Genomic DNA, 16,208 nt, shown 5'->3' with positions numbered 1-16,208 from the left:
GACGGATATGTATTTATGAACTAATTGTTCTTTTCAGTATACTACATCAGGGAAGAGAGAACAAGTGTTTCTTTTATACTATAGAGATTTTTTTGAGCAGATATGCTCAGATGTGCAATTCATCTCACCACCTGAAGAGGTGGGAGAATTCTTGCTACATTTGTTAAAATGGCTGATCGTATTGTACTGGTTTCTCAATCTTCTCTGCTGTCTGATCATAGCCAGGGCTTTTCACAACATTTCTCTCAGAGAAAAAAGACACGAACTGTTGGTTCAGCAGATGAGTTTTCTTCAGAAACAGCTGGAATATACAACCGAAATGGAACAAGAATATCAATCTGTGCGAAAATGGAATCACGATATGGAAAACCATCTCTTTTCACTGAATTATCTGATCCGCACCCAAAAATATCTTGAGGCAGATGTATATCTAGAAACAATTCTTTCAGAACTTCCGCCGGAAAAGAGGACTTTATGAAACGAGGCTTTACTATTCTTTTTATAGAACTTTTCTGTGTTCAGGCATCTCTTTTCCTGGGAGCTCTGCTACAGGAATATGCTCTGTTTTGCCAGATAATGCTTCTCTTTTTTCTGGCCCTCACTTACCGCAGGATCTACCTTCTTGCCAGACGATCGCTCAAAAATGCTCAGGAAGAGGCAAAATTTCAGGCTATTCAGAAGCAGGAACAGTTACAGAAAGAACAGGAGCAGCTGTTTGTTTCCAGAAAGCAGGAGACTCTAGAATTCCAGCAGTCTACCATCCGGAAACTTGAGACACTTCAGAATTACCTGAAAACGAACGAATATGATAAGATCCAGGACTACCTGCCTGCCATAACCGATGATTTTCAGAGAGAACGTTTCCATCCCATCTGTCAGGACAGCCTGATCAACGCCATCCTTGCGGACAAAAGATTTCTTGCCATGCAGAAAAATATCAAAGTTACCTACGAGGTTCTTCTTCCGGAGAAATCCAATATTCCCTCTTCGGAACTGAGCAGTATATTTTTCAACCTGCTGGATAATGGAATAGAAAGCTGCAACGCTTCCGGTTCTGAAGCACCGTTTATCTCTGTAACATCAAAAATGTCCGCCGGTTTTCTTACTGTCCACATGAAAAACAGCAAAGATCCGGCACAACCATTCAACCACAAAACATCAAAAAAAGATATCCCCAACCATGGATTCGGTCTGTCCATAATTGAAGATATCTGTGCAAAAAATGATGGTAGCTGTCAGTGGATCGACAATGGAGATACCTTTGATTCAGTTGTTATGCTGAGATACCAATAAGATTCAGCAGAACATACATATCCTTATCTTTCAGTTCCGCTGCATAATGCTCCACACATTTGAAGCCTTTTGAAATATCAAAATGTTTATCAAAATTCAAAACCTCATCAACTCCAGCTTCTTCTCCCTGGTCAGCTGCTTGATCCGGTACTCCCGGCTCATGGCCTCCTCCTTTGTGGCAAAGCCTTCATAATACACCAGCTTCACCGGCCTTTTGGCCCGGGTATATTTGGCGCCTGCTTTGCCTTCATTGTGCGCTTTCATCCGCCTGGCAAGGCAGTTTGTCCAGCCGGTGTAGAGCGTGCCGTCTGCACACTGCACGATGTATGTATAGTTCATAGCAGTCTCCTCTTCTGTAAAAAATTTATGCAATACAATGCCAAATGCCAGTACATCTTCAGTAACATCAACCCTGATATTTGCCTTCCTGTAAAACAAATATCTGAACACTTTTCTGGACAGTGTGATCTGTCTTCCGTGATATTTCCTCTCCTGTAAAACAAACATCCAGTCGGCCGCATTCTTTCTATGTAAAGACAGCCACCAACATTTCTTCAGCAGCCATCCTTCTATACTCAAGCAGCCGGCACAATTCATGTATTTCACTTATAACAAAGATAAAGCAGGCTGGGATTCCGGCTGCGGATTTTCCCACCTGCTTTATTATACGGTCATTTCTTATTTCTGTGAATATGGAATTCACTGCACAGCTGCTCTATAGGTATTCGTATTCTGATCTTGCTGTATTTCACGATCAATAAGCCCAGCCTACACCATCACATAATTCTTCAGCATATAAATCTTCCCATCACACTCCACAGCCTCCACCTTCACAGTCTGTTCCTGCGTTTCCGGATAATATCTGGAAGAGAAAACAACCTCTCCGCCATTCACATAGATTTCCACAGCTGTAGTATCCGCAAGAACTCTGATGCTTTCGATCACACCAGACGGAACATGCGCCTTACGTACTTTACGTCCGGCACCGGCCTTCTCGGAGAGAGTTAAGATCACATCTCCGTCCTGATATTCCAGGAAGAGATTTTCCCCAAGGCTCACTTTACCCTGCTCACCTTTTACCTGAACATCCAGATCAAACGGTCCATTCACCGGAATCTCCGCACTGGAACCGCTGACAGAAACGCCAGTCTTTCTCAGCCCGTTCAGTTCTTCCACCGGATACTGATAAAGCATTCCGTTTTTATACGTAACTTCCCTTGGAACAGTCAGGCAATGCTGCCAGCCTTCGCTCTCTGCTGTAGGATTCACATACTCCTCATCTGCATCCGGCATTCCCATCCAGCCGATCAGGATCCGCCTGCCCTTTCCATCCTGGAATGTCTGGGGTGCATAGAAATCAAAGCCGTGATCCCATTCCCGGAAAGCTTTTTCCTCCGGCTTTCCATCCTTCAGGATAAAGTATCCGGACTGATAGATGTTCTGAAAACGGAACTCTTCTCTGGTCAGTCCCTGGGGCGATACAGAAAGCACCTCCTGTCCCTCAAGAGTGAAAAAATCCGGGCACTCCCACATGTATCCGAATGTCTTCTCCGTAGTAAGCTCACTGTCAAATTTCCAGTTCTTCAGATCTTCGGATCTGTAAAAAAGTACAGCGCCCTGGTCGCTTTTCTGACGGCCGCCAAGGATCATCCGGTACTCTTCCCCCTCCTTCCAGACCTTCGGGTCACGGATGTGGCAGGTGTAATTCTCCGGATAATCCTCACAGGAAACTGCAACCTCCTTTGTTCCGAAATGAAGGCCGTCCGCACTCTCCACATGAAGAGTGCTGGACTGTCTTCCGTTATTGATATAATCATAATCTCCATCCATCTTGATGTTTCCTGTGTAGAAAAGATGAAGCTTATCTTTCTCCGCAATGGCAGAGCCTGAGTAAACACCATGACAGTCATAAATGCTGTCCGGCAGAAGCGGAACCCCTTCATATCTCCAGCTGATCATATCTTCACTGGAGTAATGTCCCCAGAATTTCAGTCCACCGTTGGCCTCAAACGGAGAATACTGGAAAAACACATGATATCTTCCCTTGTACCAGCATAATCCGTTCGGGTCATTGAGCCATCCCACAGGCGGCATCAGATGATGGGTCAAACGGTTTGTCTGCATCGTCCTGGCAACTGCTGCCGTTTCCTCGATTTTTCGCACTTCCTCTGCAAGGACCTTGGTCAGAGAACTCATTTTATTTTACCTCCAGTACTTCAGAACCATTATTTACTGTTCCTTCTGCAAGCATTTTTACTTCTTCATAATCATCGGTATTGGTTACGATCAGCGGTGTGGTCACATCATAGCCGGCTGCCTTAATAGCATCCATATCAAAGGTGATCAGTGTCTGGCCTTTTTTGACCACGTCACCGTCCTTTACATGAGCGGTGTAGAATTTACCGCCAAGCTCAACGGTGTCAACGCCGATATGGATCAGCAGCTCCAGACCACTTTCTGTTGCAAGCCCGATGGCATGCTTTGTGTCAAAAATTGTAGAAACCGTAGCGTCACAGGGTGCTTTTACTTCACCTTTGGACGGAATCACTGCCATGCCCCTTCCAAGGACTTCAGATGCAAAGGTTGCATCCTTTACTTCTGAAAGCGGGATCGCAGTTCCCTCAAGCGGGCTGTAGAGAGTCTGCACACCGCTCTCAGCTGTTTTTTTCTCCGCAGATTTCATCTCAGCATTCTCTGCCGGAGCACCTGCCTTTTTCTCTGTTTCAATATTTTTCCCAGCTGTTTCCTGTACCTCGTCTTTATATCCGAACATCCATGTGAGTACAAAAGCCACACCAAATGCGATGACAAACATGAGTATATAAGAAACCGGATTATTCAAGCACAGCAGGATTCCGAAGATACCGGTAACACCTGTTCCTGTGGCACCAAGACTGCTAATGGAGGCAAAAAGTGCTCCGCATGCACCACCCAGGCAGCCCATGATAAACGGCTTTCCGAAGCGGAGGTTTACACCGAAGATTGCCGGCTCTGTGATTCCCATGCATGCGCTTAAGGCAGAAGGAACAGCCATGGATTTGATCTTCTGATTTCTGGATTTCAGGCCTACAGCAAGAGCTGCACCACCCTGTGCAATGTTAGCTGCAGATGCAAGTGGCAGCCAATAGGTAACGCCGAATTTGGCCAGCTGTCCAAGGTCAATGATAGTGTACATGTGATGAACACCGGCAACAACAGTCGGTGCATAAAAGGCACCCATGATAAAGCTTCCGATTCCAAATGGCAGTGCGATCAGCCACTGGATCCCATCCAGAAGTCCGTTCTCAACAGCTACGAAGATCGGTCCGATAATGGAAAGTGTAAGATAGCCGGTTACAAAAACGCTGACAAGCGGTGTTACAAAAAGATCGAACATTGCAGGTACGACTTTATGAAGTCTCTTCTCAATCTGTGCCAGTACCCAGACTGCAATGATAACCGGGATCACATGTCCCTGATATCCCACCATGTCAATGGAGTAAAGTCCAAACCATACCTTCTGTGTTGCCTGCACACCCTCTGTTGCAACAGTCCAGGCATTCTGCAGATTTGGATGGATCATGATCATACCGATAACCGCACCCAGATAAGGGTTGGCACCGAATACCTTCGCACCACTGTAAGCGATAAGGATCGGCAGAAATGTATACGCTGTGTTACTGAAAAGCTGTGCAAATACATAAATGGAACCATTGGTGTTAATATTCAGGAAGCCGTTGTTTACCATGAAGTTCAGGGCTTCCATGATTCCCATCAAAAATCCGCTGGCTACGATAGCTGGGATGATCGGGACAAAAATATCTCCCAGTGTCTTGATCAGTCTCTGTATCGGATTAGCCTTGGATGCTGCCACCTTCTTAAGCTCATCCTTACTACTCTCTGATATTCCGGCGATCTGGATAAATTCATCATAAACCTTGTTTACAACTCCTGTTCCCAGGATGATCTGCATCTGTCCCTGTGCGAAAAACACGCCCTTCACACCGTCGATGTTCTCTACATATTCCTTATCCGCCTTGTCATTATCCGCAATGACCAGACGAAGCCTTGTTGCACAGTGCGCCGCGGAAATGATGTTTTCTTTCTTTCCTACATGATCATAGATTTCCTGTGCTGTCTTTCTGTAATCCATGTCCTTCCTCCTTTTCTGCTACTGTTCCCGGACAGTCATCTCTTTCTGCTTTCCCTTTCTTCGGATCAGATCTGTCTGTTCTTTCTTCAGCTTCCCGGGATTTATTATCTCTGATCCATTGTTTTTCATTTATTTATGAGATTGATTTCATATATCTATTCATACAAGGAACGGTAATCTTTCCATTTTTTTAAGTTTTTTGATGATTTTAGCACTTTTCAATGGTTTGTTTTATGTTGTTGCTTGCGCTCTTATGTGGAATCGTTCTCATATCTTACTTGTATTATAACTACTGCATTATTATTTGTAAATCCGCAACATCTCACAAATTTCTTCGGTCAAAATTGTACATATTCCATAAGAACAGATGCAAGACAGACAAACCAGTCAGGACATCGCAGAAAAAATCTGGCATTTTTCTGTGTTTGCTCAGCCATAACACAGCACCACGCAAAAAGAAGCAGGTCTTTTTCTCCCAAAAGATCTGCTCCTGTTCCACAATAACTTATAATTTCTTCCTCTGTCTGCGAGGATATTCTCTGTTACCTGTGAGATTCCCGTTCCACAAGCTCACATCCCATTTTTATTTCCTTGCTGATCCCGGTATCGTTCTCAATAAGATCAGCCAGCATGGCTGCTGCCTCCATTCCGCTGGTCTTATAATAAAAATGTACCGTTGTCAGCTTCGGTTCCACGATCTTACCCGGAACTCCATCCCCGATCCCTGCAATCTGAACATCCTCGGGAATGCGAAGCCCGATCTCCTTCAAATAAGTCATGGCTCCCACCGCCATAGTATCCGTAGCACACACAAGAGAATCTATGGAAGGCTCCTCCTCAAAAAGCTCCTTCGCCATCTCATACCCGGAATCCATGGTAAAGCTTCCGATCTTCATCCTCTCCGGCACGACCTCCAGCTTAGCTTTATGGATAGCATCCATAAAACCCTTTTTCCTGCAGGCACCAACTGCCTCGTCCTTATCTGTAACGCCGATATAGGCAAACTTTTTCCCCTTCTCCGCCAGCTTCTCCGTGACCTGAAAAGCTGCTTTATGATCATCCTGATAAATACATGGATATCCGTCCAGATGCTGTCCCAGGATCACGATCGGTACCTTATAATCCTTCAGCATCTGTTTATGCTTTCTGGTAAACATGGTAGCAATAAAAACCACTCCGTCCACCTGACGTTCTTTAAACAGAGAAAGGTATTTCAGCTCTTCTTCCACATCATTATTGGTATTGGCCAGAATAAGCTGATATCCTCTCCGTGTAAGAATATCACTGATCCCTGTCACCTCACGGCTTATGGTATCTGAATTGATCTTTGGAAGGATGACACCGATGAGACTGGTTTTTTTGGTCCGCAGTGTCTGTGCCTGGGAGGATGGCTGATATCCTGTCTCCTGGATTACCCTGCGGATGACTTCCTTTTTTTCACTGCTGACATATCCATTATTCAAATATCTGGATACCGTAGCTCTGGAAACTCCGGCAAGCCTGGCTATTTCATTAATGTTCATAACTTATGTACCTCTTCTTTTGTCCTGTTATATCTGTCCTTGTATGCATATTTATAATATAGATTATACACGGTTTCTTTCCTGTAAAAAAGATTCTTTTCCTATGTAAATGGAAATTTTTATTACTGCTCACTCCGTTCTCACTAATACGCTTCACAACACAGAGGATACGGGATGCATATACCTCCCATCCCGTATCCTCCATACTCTGTTCCTAAAAATCTCCCCGGCATATCTATTTTTCGGTTTTCCCTGTCATTCCAGATATTCAAACGGATCTACCGGCACGCCATCCTTTTTCATTGCAAAATAAAGATTCGGGCCTTCTACAGAATAATATTTGGTAGGTGCGCTGATATTTCCGATCACTTCGCCCTCCTTTACTGTGTCACCTTCTGCCACAGTAAGGTCCTTCAGCTGCCCATATACTGCCTGATAACCATTTCCCAGCTCCATAGTGACAGTCGTTCCCGTGCAGGCATCCTGTACAACAGAAAGCACCTGACCATCTGCCGCCGCATACACCGGCGCATCCTCCACTGCCTGCAAAGCAATGGCAGAGCTTACACGATACTGATCCAAAGTCGGATAATATACGGTTTCATCCATATTGTAATCCACAAGAACCGTTCCTCTGACCGGCCATTCCATAATGGAATCCTCCGTAAAATCCAAAGCCTGTGCCGCAATTCCGACAGCTGAGGTCTCTGCGGTATCTGTGGAAGCTCCAGCTCCGTTATTCACCGCTCCCTCTGCCGATGTATTTCCGGCATTATCTGCTGTATTTCCAGTGCCATCTGTGCGGCTTCTGTCTGCACCTGCTGCCGCAGACACGCTCCTATCCTCCGTACCACTTCCATTATCTGCATCTGCCGCTGCATTTTCGGCTGTACCACTTCCTGCAGTCTCACGGATGCTTCCTGTCACTCCATCTGCTCCGGCTTCTGAAGCTCCTGACAGACCTGCTTCATCTCCGGTTTCTCCATCAGAGATCTTATCCTGTGCTACATCCTGCCAGCCATCTCCGGCAGCTGCCGCATCCTCTGCGTTTTCCCCGTCCGAAAGCTCCTCTTCCAGCCCGTTCTCTTCTACCTGTACAGAATTTTCCTCCTGGGGATTTTCTGCGATGGGCTTTGTTCCAAGCTGATAAACAGTAATCCCAAGTGCCGCCACTGCTGCCAGAACACCTCCGTTGATAATACCTCTCACGATTTTACTTTTCATATTCTTTCCACCTCTGTCTGATATGTTCATTTTCAGTAACAGAAAAAACAGTAAAGCTGCCGTTTCGGTCACCATTTCTATATCTATAGAGTGTCCAGAATATGGCTGTCTATTCATTTTTTGAATATTTTTTTATCAGACGTTGCTTCGGATGCCTGACTTTCTTTAATCCTCAGCTTTCAGCTCCATCTCCGGAAAATATTTTTTCAGGATCTCCTCCGCACTGCTTCCGTTTTTTGCCATCTCATTTCCACCAAACTGGGAAAATCCCACACCATGACCGCTGCCACGCACTCGCAGATAATAAATATCATCCTTTTTCTTCAAACTGAAATTCGCGGATTCCAGTCCCATTCCCGCTGCAAAGCTTTCTCCCTCCAGAAGTGTTTCCCCAATCGTAAGCTCTGTCACATAACCGGCACTGTCCCGTTTTTTGATCTTCAGCTCCCCGGAAAGCTGCCCCGCAGGAATTTCCACGATTTTTATACGATCCGGAGATTTTTTGTCCTCACTGCTATCTGCCGATTTCAGATATGTATACGCCTCATCATGAAAAGCTTCTTCCCCACTGCGGGTTTTCCCTGCGCTTCTCTTATGCCAGGGAGTCAGCCTCACTTTTCCTTCATATGTAAGTACCTGTCCATCCGTCTCTTTTGCTGCCTGCTCATAGATCTGCCTTTTTTCTGCAAAAAAATATCTCCAGACTTCCTCTGTACTTCCGTTTTCCCTCAGGATCTCTGCCAGATTTTTCCCCTCACCCAGCCACCTTTGAATATTCGACCGTGCGATCACAGTCTGCGCTTTTATGGTTTCTTTTTTCATATCCGGGGAAATCTGCGAAAAAACAATGACCGGGAGATATTCTTCCATATCCGGCACCCTCTCTGCCAGGACCCTCTCTGGTCCATTAATGGTTGCCGCCGAAAAATAAGGAAGAACAATTGCTAAAAACACCAGACAATATCGAAGAAGCGCATATTTTTTCATAAAAACACCATAAGCGTTCTTTTTCCTAATATATGTTCTTTTGCCAAAAATTATTATTTGCTGTATACTATAGCAGTTCTATGAATCAATGCATCAAAAAAAGTTATTCCGAACATGCTGCAGTAATTTATGGAAATGCTATGTATCAATCCAAAAAGTATCTGCAGCGATCAGTCCTGCTCACCGCTTATTGCTTGCCACGAATGGAGGTATCACACACCATGCTTGCCATCTTTCTCGCACCATTATATATTCTCATTAATATTTATATCGTCCGCTGGATGATTTTGTGGATGGGTGCCTGCACTCATTTTTTCCAGACCTTTGCGTTCCGGGCATGCTTTGCAGGTGTTTATATTTTTCTGTCCACTTCTCTTCTGACCTGTTTTCTCATCCGGAAGCCACCTGCGCTCCACCGCTTCCTGAAAAATACGGCAAATTATTTTCAGGGAACATTTCTTTACATCCTGATCGTAATCGTAACTACAGATCTCTGCAGACTGATCCTGAAGCATACGCTTCATCCGGCCTGGATGTATTCCAGGAAAGCCTTCGTAGTCACAGGCGCTGTCTGCACCCTTCTGATCATTGGTGTCAGTCTCTATGGGATTTTTAATCAGTGGAATATTAAGACAAAAACTTATGATGTGAAAATAGACAAGCAGGTGAAGGGAATGGACTCCCTGAAGATCGTCCTGATCGCAGACATTCATTTCGGTTACAGTATCGGAGAAAAACATGCCGGACTTCTTGTAAAAAAGATCAACGCCGAAGATCCGGATCTGATCTGTATTGCCGGCGATATTTTTGATAACGAATATGAAGGGATCAAAAACCCGAAAAAAACAGCGGCCATTCTCCGTTCGCTGAAATCCAGATACGGCGTTTATGCCTGTTGGGGCAACCATGATCTCAGCGAACCGATTCTGGCCGGTTTTACCTTCCGCAATGCAAAAAAAGATTATGATGATCCCAGAATGCGGAATTTTCTGGAATCTGCCAACATCCGGCTTCTCGATGACGAAACCGTCCTCATAGATAAACGGTTTTATCTGACAGGCCGTAAGGATCCTTCACGCTGCCGAAAAATGTCCGACACCCGTAAGGATCCTGACCAGCTTACAGCCTACCTTGACAAAACACTCCCGATTATTTTTATGGATCATCAGCCCGGTCAGCTGGATGAAGTGGCAGCCGCAGGCGCAGACCTTGATCTCTGCGGCCATACTCATGACGGCCAGCTGTTCCCTCTGAACATCATCACCGGCCTGATCTGGGAAAATTCCTGCGGTTACCTGAAAAAGGGGACTATGCACAACATCGTTACCTCCGGTGCCGGCATATGGGGCCCGAATATGCGTACTGCCACAAACAGCGAGATCTGTTCGATCACAGTACATTTTTATCCTGCCAGACCTAACTCCTCTGATCCCTCATAAATATCTTCCACCGGCAGCTCCTCCGCACGCTCACTATCCTCTTCTGTTCCGTCATTTTCTTCTTCCGTTTCAGAGTCCTTCGGAAACTCAATTACTTCAGCAGTATCACCACTTTCTGATATCTCCGGCTCTTCACTGGAATCATCAAATATCTCTTCCTCAGTATTATCGTCCGTCTTTCCTTCTTCAGAACTCATCTTGAGTTCCTCGCTGCTCTCTTCTTCAGCTTTCTTTTCACTGTTTCGGATGATCTCAAGGGCTTCTGTTTCTGAAATAATGCCTGAATTATCTTCCATTGCATTTGCTTCCGGCACTTCATAATCATATACAAAGGTATTGACTGGCATAAGCTTGTTTGACTGTACATCATAGTCAAATACATGCCACAGGTATCCTTCCCTGTTAACCGGTACATTTGCCTGGTAGATCTGTTTTCCACCCCGGTAAACGGTTACTTTGGCTGACGAAGCAGATAATTCTGTACTCGCATCATCTTCACCGTTTGTATAATCGTATACATAAAAGCTATATTTTCTTCCGGTGAAGCCTTTGTATATGGTTGTTGTTTCCGGTCCATAGCTGCTTGTATCATCCAGATCCAGATTTGCTATTACATCTCCATCCTCTGAATATGCATTTTTATCCCTGTAGTATACATGGAAGTAGTCATCTCCGTTTTCATCAGCAGGTCCCAGCAGATGAGAATCCAGATCTCGCGGAGTTTCTCCCCATGTAAGCACGATCTGAAGAAGTCCCTCATCTCCTGCACTGATATTGGTCGGTGACATTGTTACATCACGTTCACTGCATGCATTTGCCTGAACTACAACATTGATATGGGCAGAAACAAAATCTTCATTGCTTGCATTCAGCGTATAGTTTCCGGCTGGCACGGTCAACGTATAGGTTCCATCTGCTGATACGCCTTCTTTCACAGTCTCTCCGATCATATTATCCCAGCCCTTACGTAATTCATAAGTTACATTTTCTATATTTCCACCGGTCATGGAATGAATAAATCTTCCACTCAGCTCACCATCTCCGGCTTCTGCTCTGGATACCATCAGGAAAGATTCTGCGTATGTGATCTGGTTCGCTGATACTTCCATGGAACTGCTCTCATATTTCTGGTAACCGGTTGCTGTGACAACAATTTTGTAGGTTCCTTCATCAAGATCATTAAATGAATAAGTTCCATCTTCTTTCGTGAAAGTTTTTTCAACCTTGACTGTTCCGGAATATGCTTCCACGCTGGCATTTTTTACAGGAGCTTTACTGTTTGAATCCAAAACGCTTCCCTCAATGCTTCCGGCTCCGACTGTACATTTATCTACCAGTGTTCCATTTTCAAAATGAACCTTCAATTTTAGTGGATTATCGTCATCATCAGACAGAAAATCCTTGGACAACGTATAATGCCATACCGTTTTCAGGAACTTTCCGACCACCGTATCCGGATTCAACTCACCCGCTGCGTAAATATAGGTTCTTACATCAGAACAAAGCACATTTCCGGCATCACGAACTGTATAGGATACGCTTGCCTTTGCCGCAGGTCCTACCTTAATATCAATTCCTGCCAGATCCCATGTCTCCAATGCAGTCAGATTTAATCCAAACTGAAGACCGCATTTCGCAGATCCTTCTATTGTGACCGGTGTCAAAGTCTGACTGAAATCATGGATAAATCTTCCATTTCCATCTTTGAATTCATATCCGCCAGTTGCTTCAACGGAATATTTCACAACAAACTGCCCGGACACATCATAAAACAGAGAAACCACCAGATCTGCAGAAAGACCAGTTGTACCAAGCTTTATAGGAACTCGTCCCAGTTCAAGTACATCGCTGACTGTTTCCATAGTTCCACTTGCATGTTTGATCTGCTGCTCTGAATTCACGCCACTTATATAAAGTCCGCCTTCGAAATCAGCTTTTCCTGTAACTGACGCAATAAAATGCTTTACCTCTATCTTTCCCCAGCTAAATCCGGCATCCAGCTTACAGCTTACATCCGGAATCGTAACAGCAACAGAACCGGACAGCTTCACCTTATCATTAAATTTATGATTAAGATCAAATTTCAATTTACCTGGAACCGGAATACTTCCGCCGAGAGTAAGTCCTCCTGCCGGCACCTCACTTGAATTTTCCGGAATATACTCATATTGAACGCCCTCTGCAGTTACCTGCATATTTTCCGGATCTGCAATTCCTGCACCTTCAAAATCAATTGATTTGTAAACCTCTGAAATATCATCCGGTTTGCCGGCCTTAATGATCAGACGGCCCTGTCCGTCCTTTGTGATATTCTGGACTTTTAATGCAATATCTGTATCTGTTCCCATTTCCTTTGCAGAAAACAGTACAACCTTTCCGGTTTCCAGATTTTTATAAGCATTTCCATCTTTTACTGTGATCGTATAAGTTCCGTCACTGTTCTGGACAACATTGTATATATTTTTGGAAGTATCTTTGACTTCAACTACATTTGTTGCATAGGTAACCTTGCTGTCATAATTCTCATCGATTACTGAGTCCTCAGTGATCTGGTCGATAGCTTTTAAGATCTGAGCTGCATCATTTCCGTTAATTGCCTTCTCCGGTTCAAAGGTATCTCCATTCAGAGACAGCATATTCTTTTTCAGTGCAATAGCTACAACATTTTTATACCTGATCTGAGCCGCATCTGCACATGTCGGTTCTTCATCCGTAGTTTCATATCCCATAAGCATTACTGCTGTATATGCGGCAAACTCTCTTGTTGCATATTCGTCAGGATAAAAATATGGAACATCCTGCTCATCGGTTTCATCGGGAATGATTCCCATAGTTTTTGCAATTTCTGCTGCGATTCCATTTTCATTTTCTCTGGTATCAGCATAATAATAATTTTTGCTGTCAAACTGCTCTTCATACTTGCAGCCAACTTTACCCAGAAGAAGTTTTACCCATTCACCTCTGGTGTATTCATGTCCGGAATCCTGCACGTATTTTTTCGTAACAAAAATCCTTGCAAAGATTTTTATTCCTTTTACTTTGGCAACGATCGATGTATTTCCCTCTCCGACTGCCTGGACAACACCTGTTTTTGTTACTGTTGCAATTTTCTGATCAGCAGATGACCAGCTTACTTTAACACCCTTTTCCTTAAAACCAAGCTGGATACTTTCCCCTTCTTCCAGAGTAGCTTTTTGATTTTTCAGTGTTGGTTTCACAACTGTTATCTTACATCGATATGTTCTCTTCTTGGAATCTTTAAAGGTTACTGTACATGTTCCTGTTCCTGTTACAGAAACCGTACCATCTTTTTTTACCTTGGCAACCTTTGTATTTGAACTTGAGGCAGTTTTGATCACATCACCCTTTATCGAAAGTTTCCTGGATGTATTCGCTGTTCCCCATACAAATTTTAAGCTCTTTGCAGACAGATAAGGATTTTTTACAGTAACCTTACAGGTATATACTTTTTTTCCTATTTTAGCTTTAACCACGGTTGTTCCGATTTTTACTGCTGTTATTTTTCCCTTAGAGCTGACTTTAACGATTTTTTTATTGGCAGAACTCCATACCGTCTTTCCCGAAACACCGTTTACTTTTAACTGCAGACTTTTTCCCTTTACATACAATACGGCTTTTTTCACTGACATTCCCGGGCTTTTTACTGTAACCTTACAGGTTAATGTCTTTTTGGCAATTCTGGCCTTTACTGTTGCGGTTCCGGTCTTCACAGCCGTTATCTTTCCCTTTGACGAAACCTTTACAACTTTATTATTGGAAGAAGACCATTTCACGGCTTTCTTCCAGTTTACAACCTTTAACTGTGATGTTTTTCCCACGTACAAAACCTTTTTTGTACTGTTCAGTCTGGGATTTGCAGCTGCATTTGCTGGCATGCTGATTCCTAAGATCAACATCAGGATCAGCATCAGCGGCAGCAATTTTTTTGATGCACTTTTTCTCTTCATAAGCACTTTTCCCTTCTGCTGTACTATGCTATAATGTTCATCAATTATAAATTTTCGAGATCATTCGAAATCATTTATAATTAATCCCCCGTAAATTATCAGACTATCAACCAAGAAAGGAGAAAAATCATGAGTGTCACCGTAAATCCAAAAGCACGCCAAATTTTACCGGTTATTCTGGGCTGCTGCGTAATCGGAACTGTTTTTTTTCTGGCAATAACTATCTGTTCCGCCATAAAATATCATGATTACGTACCTGTAGATGCTGTTATATCATCTGTCAGCCGCTCAAATAATCCTAACAAGCCTCATAGTTCCAATTATCATAACTATGTGAAGTACTCTTACACCTACAAGGAACAAGACTACACAGCTGACCGAATCGAGTTTTTACGCCTCGGCAAAGCCCCCGGAAAGCATGTTCAGATTAAATGTGATCCGCAGAATCCAAACCAGATCCAGAATATCTATTCTATGACCATCTGTATTGTCTTCCTAGTAATCCTGATCATAACAGATTTCCTGCTCATTCTTATGATAAAGTCTTAATACTGTACAGCTATGCTCTAATTATATAACATTTTTATCTCTTGAACTTTGTCAAATTTGTCGCAAAGTGAACATTTTTTGTCGAAAATGTCCATAATATTTTTTTTATCGCATTGACATACTCCTACCATTGAAATCCTACTCGATGGCTCTGCTGATTCGTTCGTCAGTAAGTAATTTTCTATGATATAAAAAAGACGGTTACGCTGAATCACAACGTAACCGTCTTCCACAGATATAAAACAAAATTCCCACCTACTGCCTTGAGCAATAAATGGGAATTTATCTGATCCACTTAAAAAGTGAGGCATCGGGGATTCGAACCCCGGACAACTTGATTAAAAGTCAAGTGCTCTACCGACTGAGCTAATACCCCATATTAAATTAATTAATACTCAGGCTTTTTCTAACCAGCCGTTTGTATGTTTTACATTAAAACATGCCCAGAGCCGGAATCGAACCAGCGACACGAGGATTTTCAGTCCTCTGCTCTACCAACTGAGCTATCTGGGCATAAGTAGCGGGGACAGGATTTGAACCTATGACCTTCGGGTTATGAGCCCGACGAGCTTCCAGACTGCTCCACCCCGCGTTATTAAATGTTAAAAGCCGATGATCGGACTCGAACCGATAACCTGCTGATTACAAATCAGCTGCTCTGCCAATTGAGCCACATCGGCATTTAAGTGGATGGAGAAGGATTCGAACCTTCGAAGGCGGTGCCAACAGATTTACAGTCTGCCCCCTTTGGCCACTCGGGAATCCATCCATAATCTATGGGACCTATAGGGCTCGAACCTATGACCCTCTGCTTGTAAGGCAGATGCTCTCCCAGCTGAGCTAAGATCCCATATTTAATTCATTACAGCTAAGCTGTAACGACCCAGAAGAGACTCGAACTCTCGACCTCCGCCGTGACAGGGCGGCGCTCTAACCAACTGAGCCACTGGGCCATTTTAAGGTTTGTACCTTAAAAACTACATACATGCTTGTTGATCGTTAATCAAACTCTTTGAATCAATTCTTAACCTGCGTTTCTTGGTCAAGCCCTCACCCGATTAGTAACAGTCAGCTCCATGTGTTACCACACTTC

11 protein-coding genes and 7 tRNA genes are annotated in these 16,208 nt (G+C 43.8%); 4 read left to right on the top strand and 14 right to left on the bottom strand.

Annotation, left to right across the window (positions count from 1 at the left end):
• Positions 1-151: 151 nt before the first annotated feature.
• Together NE638_RS16795 and NE638_RS16790 are read left to right on the top strand one after the other, a co-directional pair.
• Positions 152-478 carry a hypothetical protein gene (locus NE638_RS16795; RefSeq protein WP_129976138.1) on the top strand — a complete coding sequence of 109 codons (327 nt, stop codon included), beginning with the start codon at positions 152-154 and terminating at the stop codon, positions 476-478.
• The gene (locus NE638_RS16790; protein ID WP_173746772.1) at positions 475-1,293 is read left to right on the top strand and encodes an ATP-binding protein; all 819 of its coding nucleotides are present in this window, start codon (positions 475-477) and stop codon (positions 1,291-1,293) included. Before NE638_RS16795 ends, NE638_RS16790 begins: the two co-directional genes overlap by 4 nt.
• 96 nt (positions 1,294-1,389) lie before the next feature.
• Here NE638_RS16790 and NE638_RS16785 read toward each other — a convergent pair whose 3' ends face one another.
• The 6 genes from NE638_RS16785 to NE638_RS16760 form a co-directional block, all read right to left on the bottom strand.
• Positions 1,390-1,632 carry a GIY-YIG nuclease family protein gene (locus NE638_RS16785; RefSeq protein WP_118626573.1) on the bottom strand — a complete coding sequence of 81 codons (243 nt, stop codon included), beginning with the start codon at positions 1,630-1,632 and terminating at the stop codon, positions 1,390-1,392.
• A gap of 429 nt (positions 1,633-2,061) precedes the next feature.
• Positions 2,062-3,489: a glycoside hydrolase family 32 protein gene (locus tag NE638_RS16780; protein ID WP_161210031.1), complete on the bottom strand. Its 1,428-nt coding sequence runs from the start codon at positions 3,487-3,489 to the stop codon at positions 2,062-2,064.
• 1 nt (position 3,490) lies between these two features.
• Positions 3,491-5,425 (bottom strand): PTS beta-glucoside transporter subunit IIBCA, encoded by a 1,935-nt coding sequence (locus NE638_RS16775; RefSeq protein ID WP_173746770.1) that lies wholly within the window; start codon positions 5,423-5,425, stop codon positions 3,491-3,493.
• A 542-nt stretch (positions 5,426-5,967) separates the two neighbouring features.
• Complete coding sequence (locus tag NE638_RS16770) at positions 5,968-6,948, bottom strand: LacI family DNA-binding transcriptional regulator (RefSeq protein WP_021652887.1); 981 nt, start codon at positions 6,946-6,948, stop codon at positions 5,968-5,970.
• Between the two features lie 255 nt (positions 6,949-7,203).
• Positions 7,204-8,172: a M23 family metallopeptidase gene (locus NE638_RS16765; RefSeq protein ID WP_173746768.1), complete on the bottom strand. Its 969-nt coding sequence runs from the start codon at positions 8,170-8,172 to the stop codon at positions 7,204-7,206.
• Between the two features lie 165 nt (positions 8,173-8,337).
• On the bottom strand, positions 8,338-9,159 hold the full coding sequence (locus NE638_RS16760; RefSeq protein ID WP_173746766.1) for a SpoIID/LytB domain-containing protein: 822 nt from the start codon (positions 9,157-9,159) through the stop codon (positions 8,338-8,340).
• A gap of 221 nt (positions 9,160-9,380) precedes the next feature.
• Here NE638_RS16760 and NE638_RS16755 point away from each other — a divergent pair, with 221 nt between their 5' ends.
• Entirely contained in the window at positions 9,381-10,598 is a 1,218-nt protein-coding gene (locus tag NE638_RS16755) for a metallophosphoesterase (RefSeq protein WP_173746764.1), read from the top strand.
• On the opposite strand, the gene NE638_RS16750 is transcribed toward NE638_RS16755, so the two are convergent.
• The gene (locus NE638_RS16750; protein WP_173746761.1) at positions 10,562-14,566 is read right to left on the bottom strand and encodes a carboxypeptidase regulatory-like domain-containing protein; all 4,005 of its coding nucleotides are present in this window, start codon (positions 14,564-14,566) and stop codon (positions 10,562-10,564) included. The genes NE638_RS16755 and NE638_RS16750 overlap by 37 nt on opposite strands.
• 129 nt (positions 14,567-14,695) lie before the next feature.
• On the opposite strand from NE638_RS16750, the gene NE638_RS16745 reads away from it, so the two are divergent.
• Positions 14,696-15,115, top strand: coding sequence for a DUF3592 domain-containing protein (locus tag NE638_RS16745; RefSeq protein WP_173746759.1), 420 nt, complete (start codon positions 14,696-14,698; stop codon positions 15,113-15,115).
• A 303-nt stretch (positions 15,116-15,418) separates the two neighbouring features.
• On the opposite strand, the gene NE638_RS16740 is transcribed toward NE638_RS16745, so the two are convergent.
• The 7 genes from NE638_RS16740 to NE638_RS16710 form a co-directional block, all read right to left on the bottom strand.
• Positions 15,419-15,491: transfer RNA gene (locus NE638_RS16740), tRNA-Lys, on the bottom strand.
• Between the two features lie 64 nt (positions 15,492-15,555).
• Positions 15,556-15,628, bottom strand: a tRNA-Phe gene (locus NE638_RS16735).
• A 5-nt stretch (positions 15,629-15,633) separates the two neighbouring features.
• A tRNA-Met gene (locus NE638_RS16730) sits at positions 15,634-15,707 on the bottom strand.
• Between the two features lie 15 nt (positions 15,708-15,722).
• Positions 15,723-15,795, bottom strand: a tRNA-Thr gene (locus tag NE638_RS16725).
• Positions 15,796-15,802: 7 nt separating this feature from the next.
• Positions 15,803-15,884 (bottom strand) — tRNA-Tyr (locus tag NE638_RS16720).
• Between the two features lie 8 nt (positions 15,885-15,892).
• Positions 15,893-15,965, bottom strand: a tRNA-Val gene (locus NE638_RS16715).
• Between the two features lie 29 nt (positions 15,966-15,994).
• A tRNA-Asp gene (locus NE638_RS16710) sits at positions 15,995-16,068 on the bottom strand.
• Positions 16,069-16,208 lie beyond the last annotated feature (140 nt).

The sequence above is a fragment of the Blautia sp. MSK.18.38 genome (assembly GCF_024460535.1).
Classification (GTDB): Bacteria; Bacillota; Clostridia; order Lachnospirales; family Lachnospiraceae; genus Blautia_A; species Blautia_A fusiformis.
This window is presented reverse-complemented; position numbering and strand designations above follow the sequence as displayed.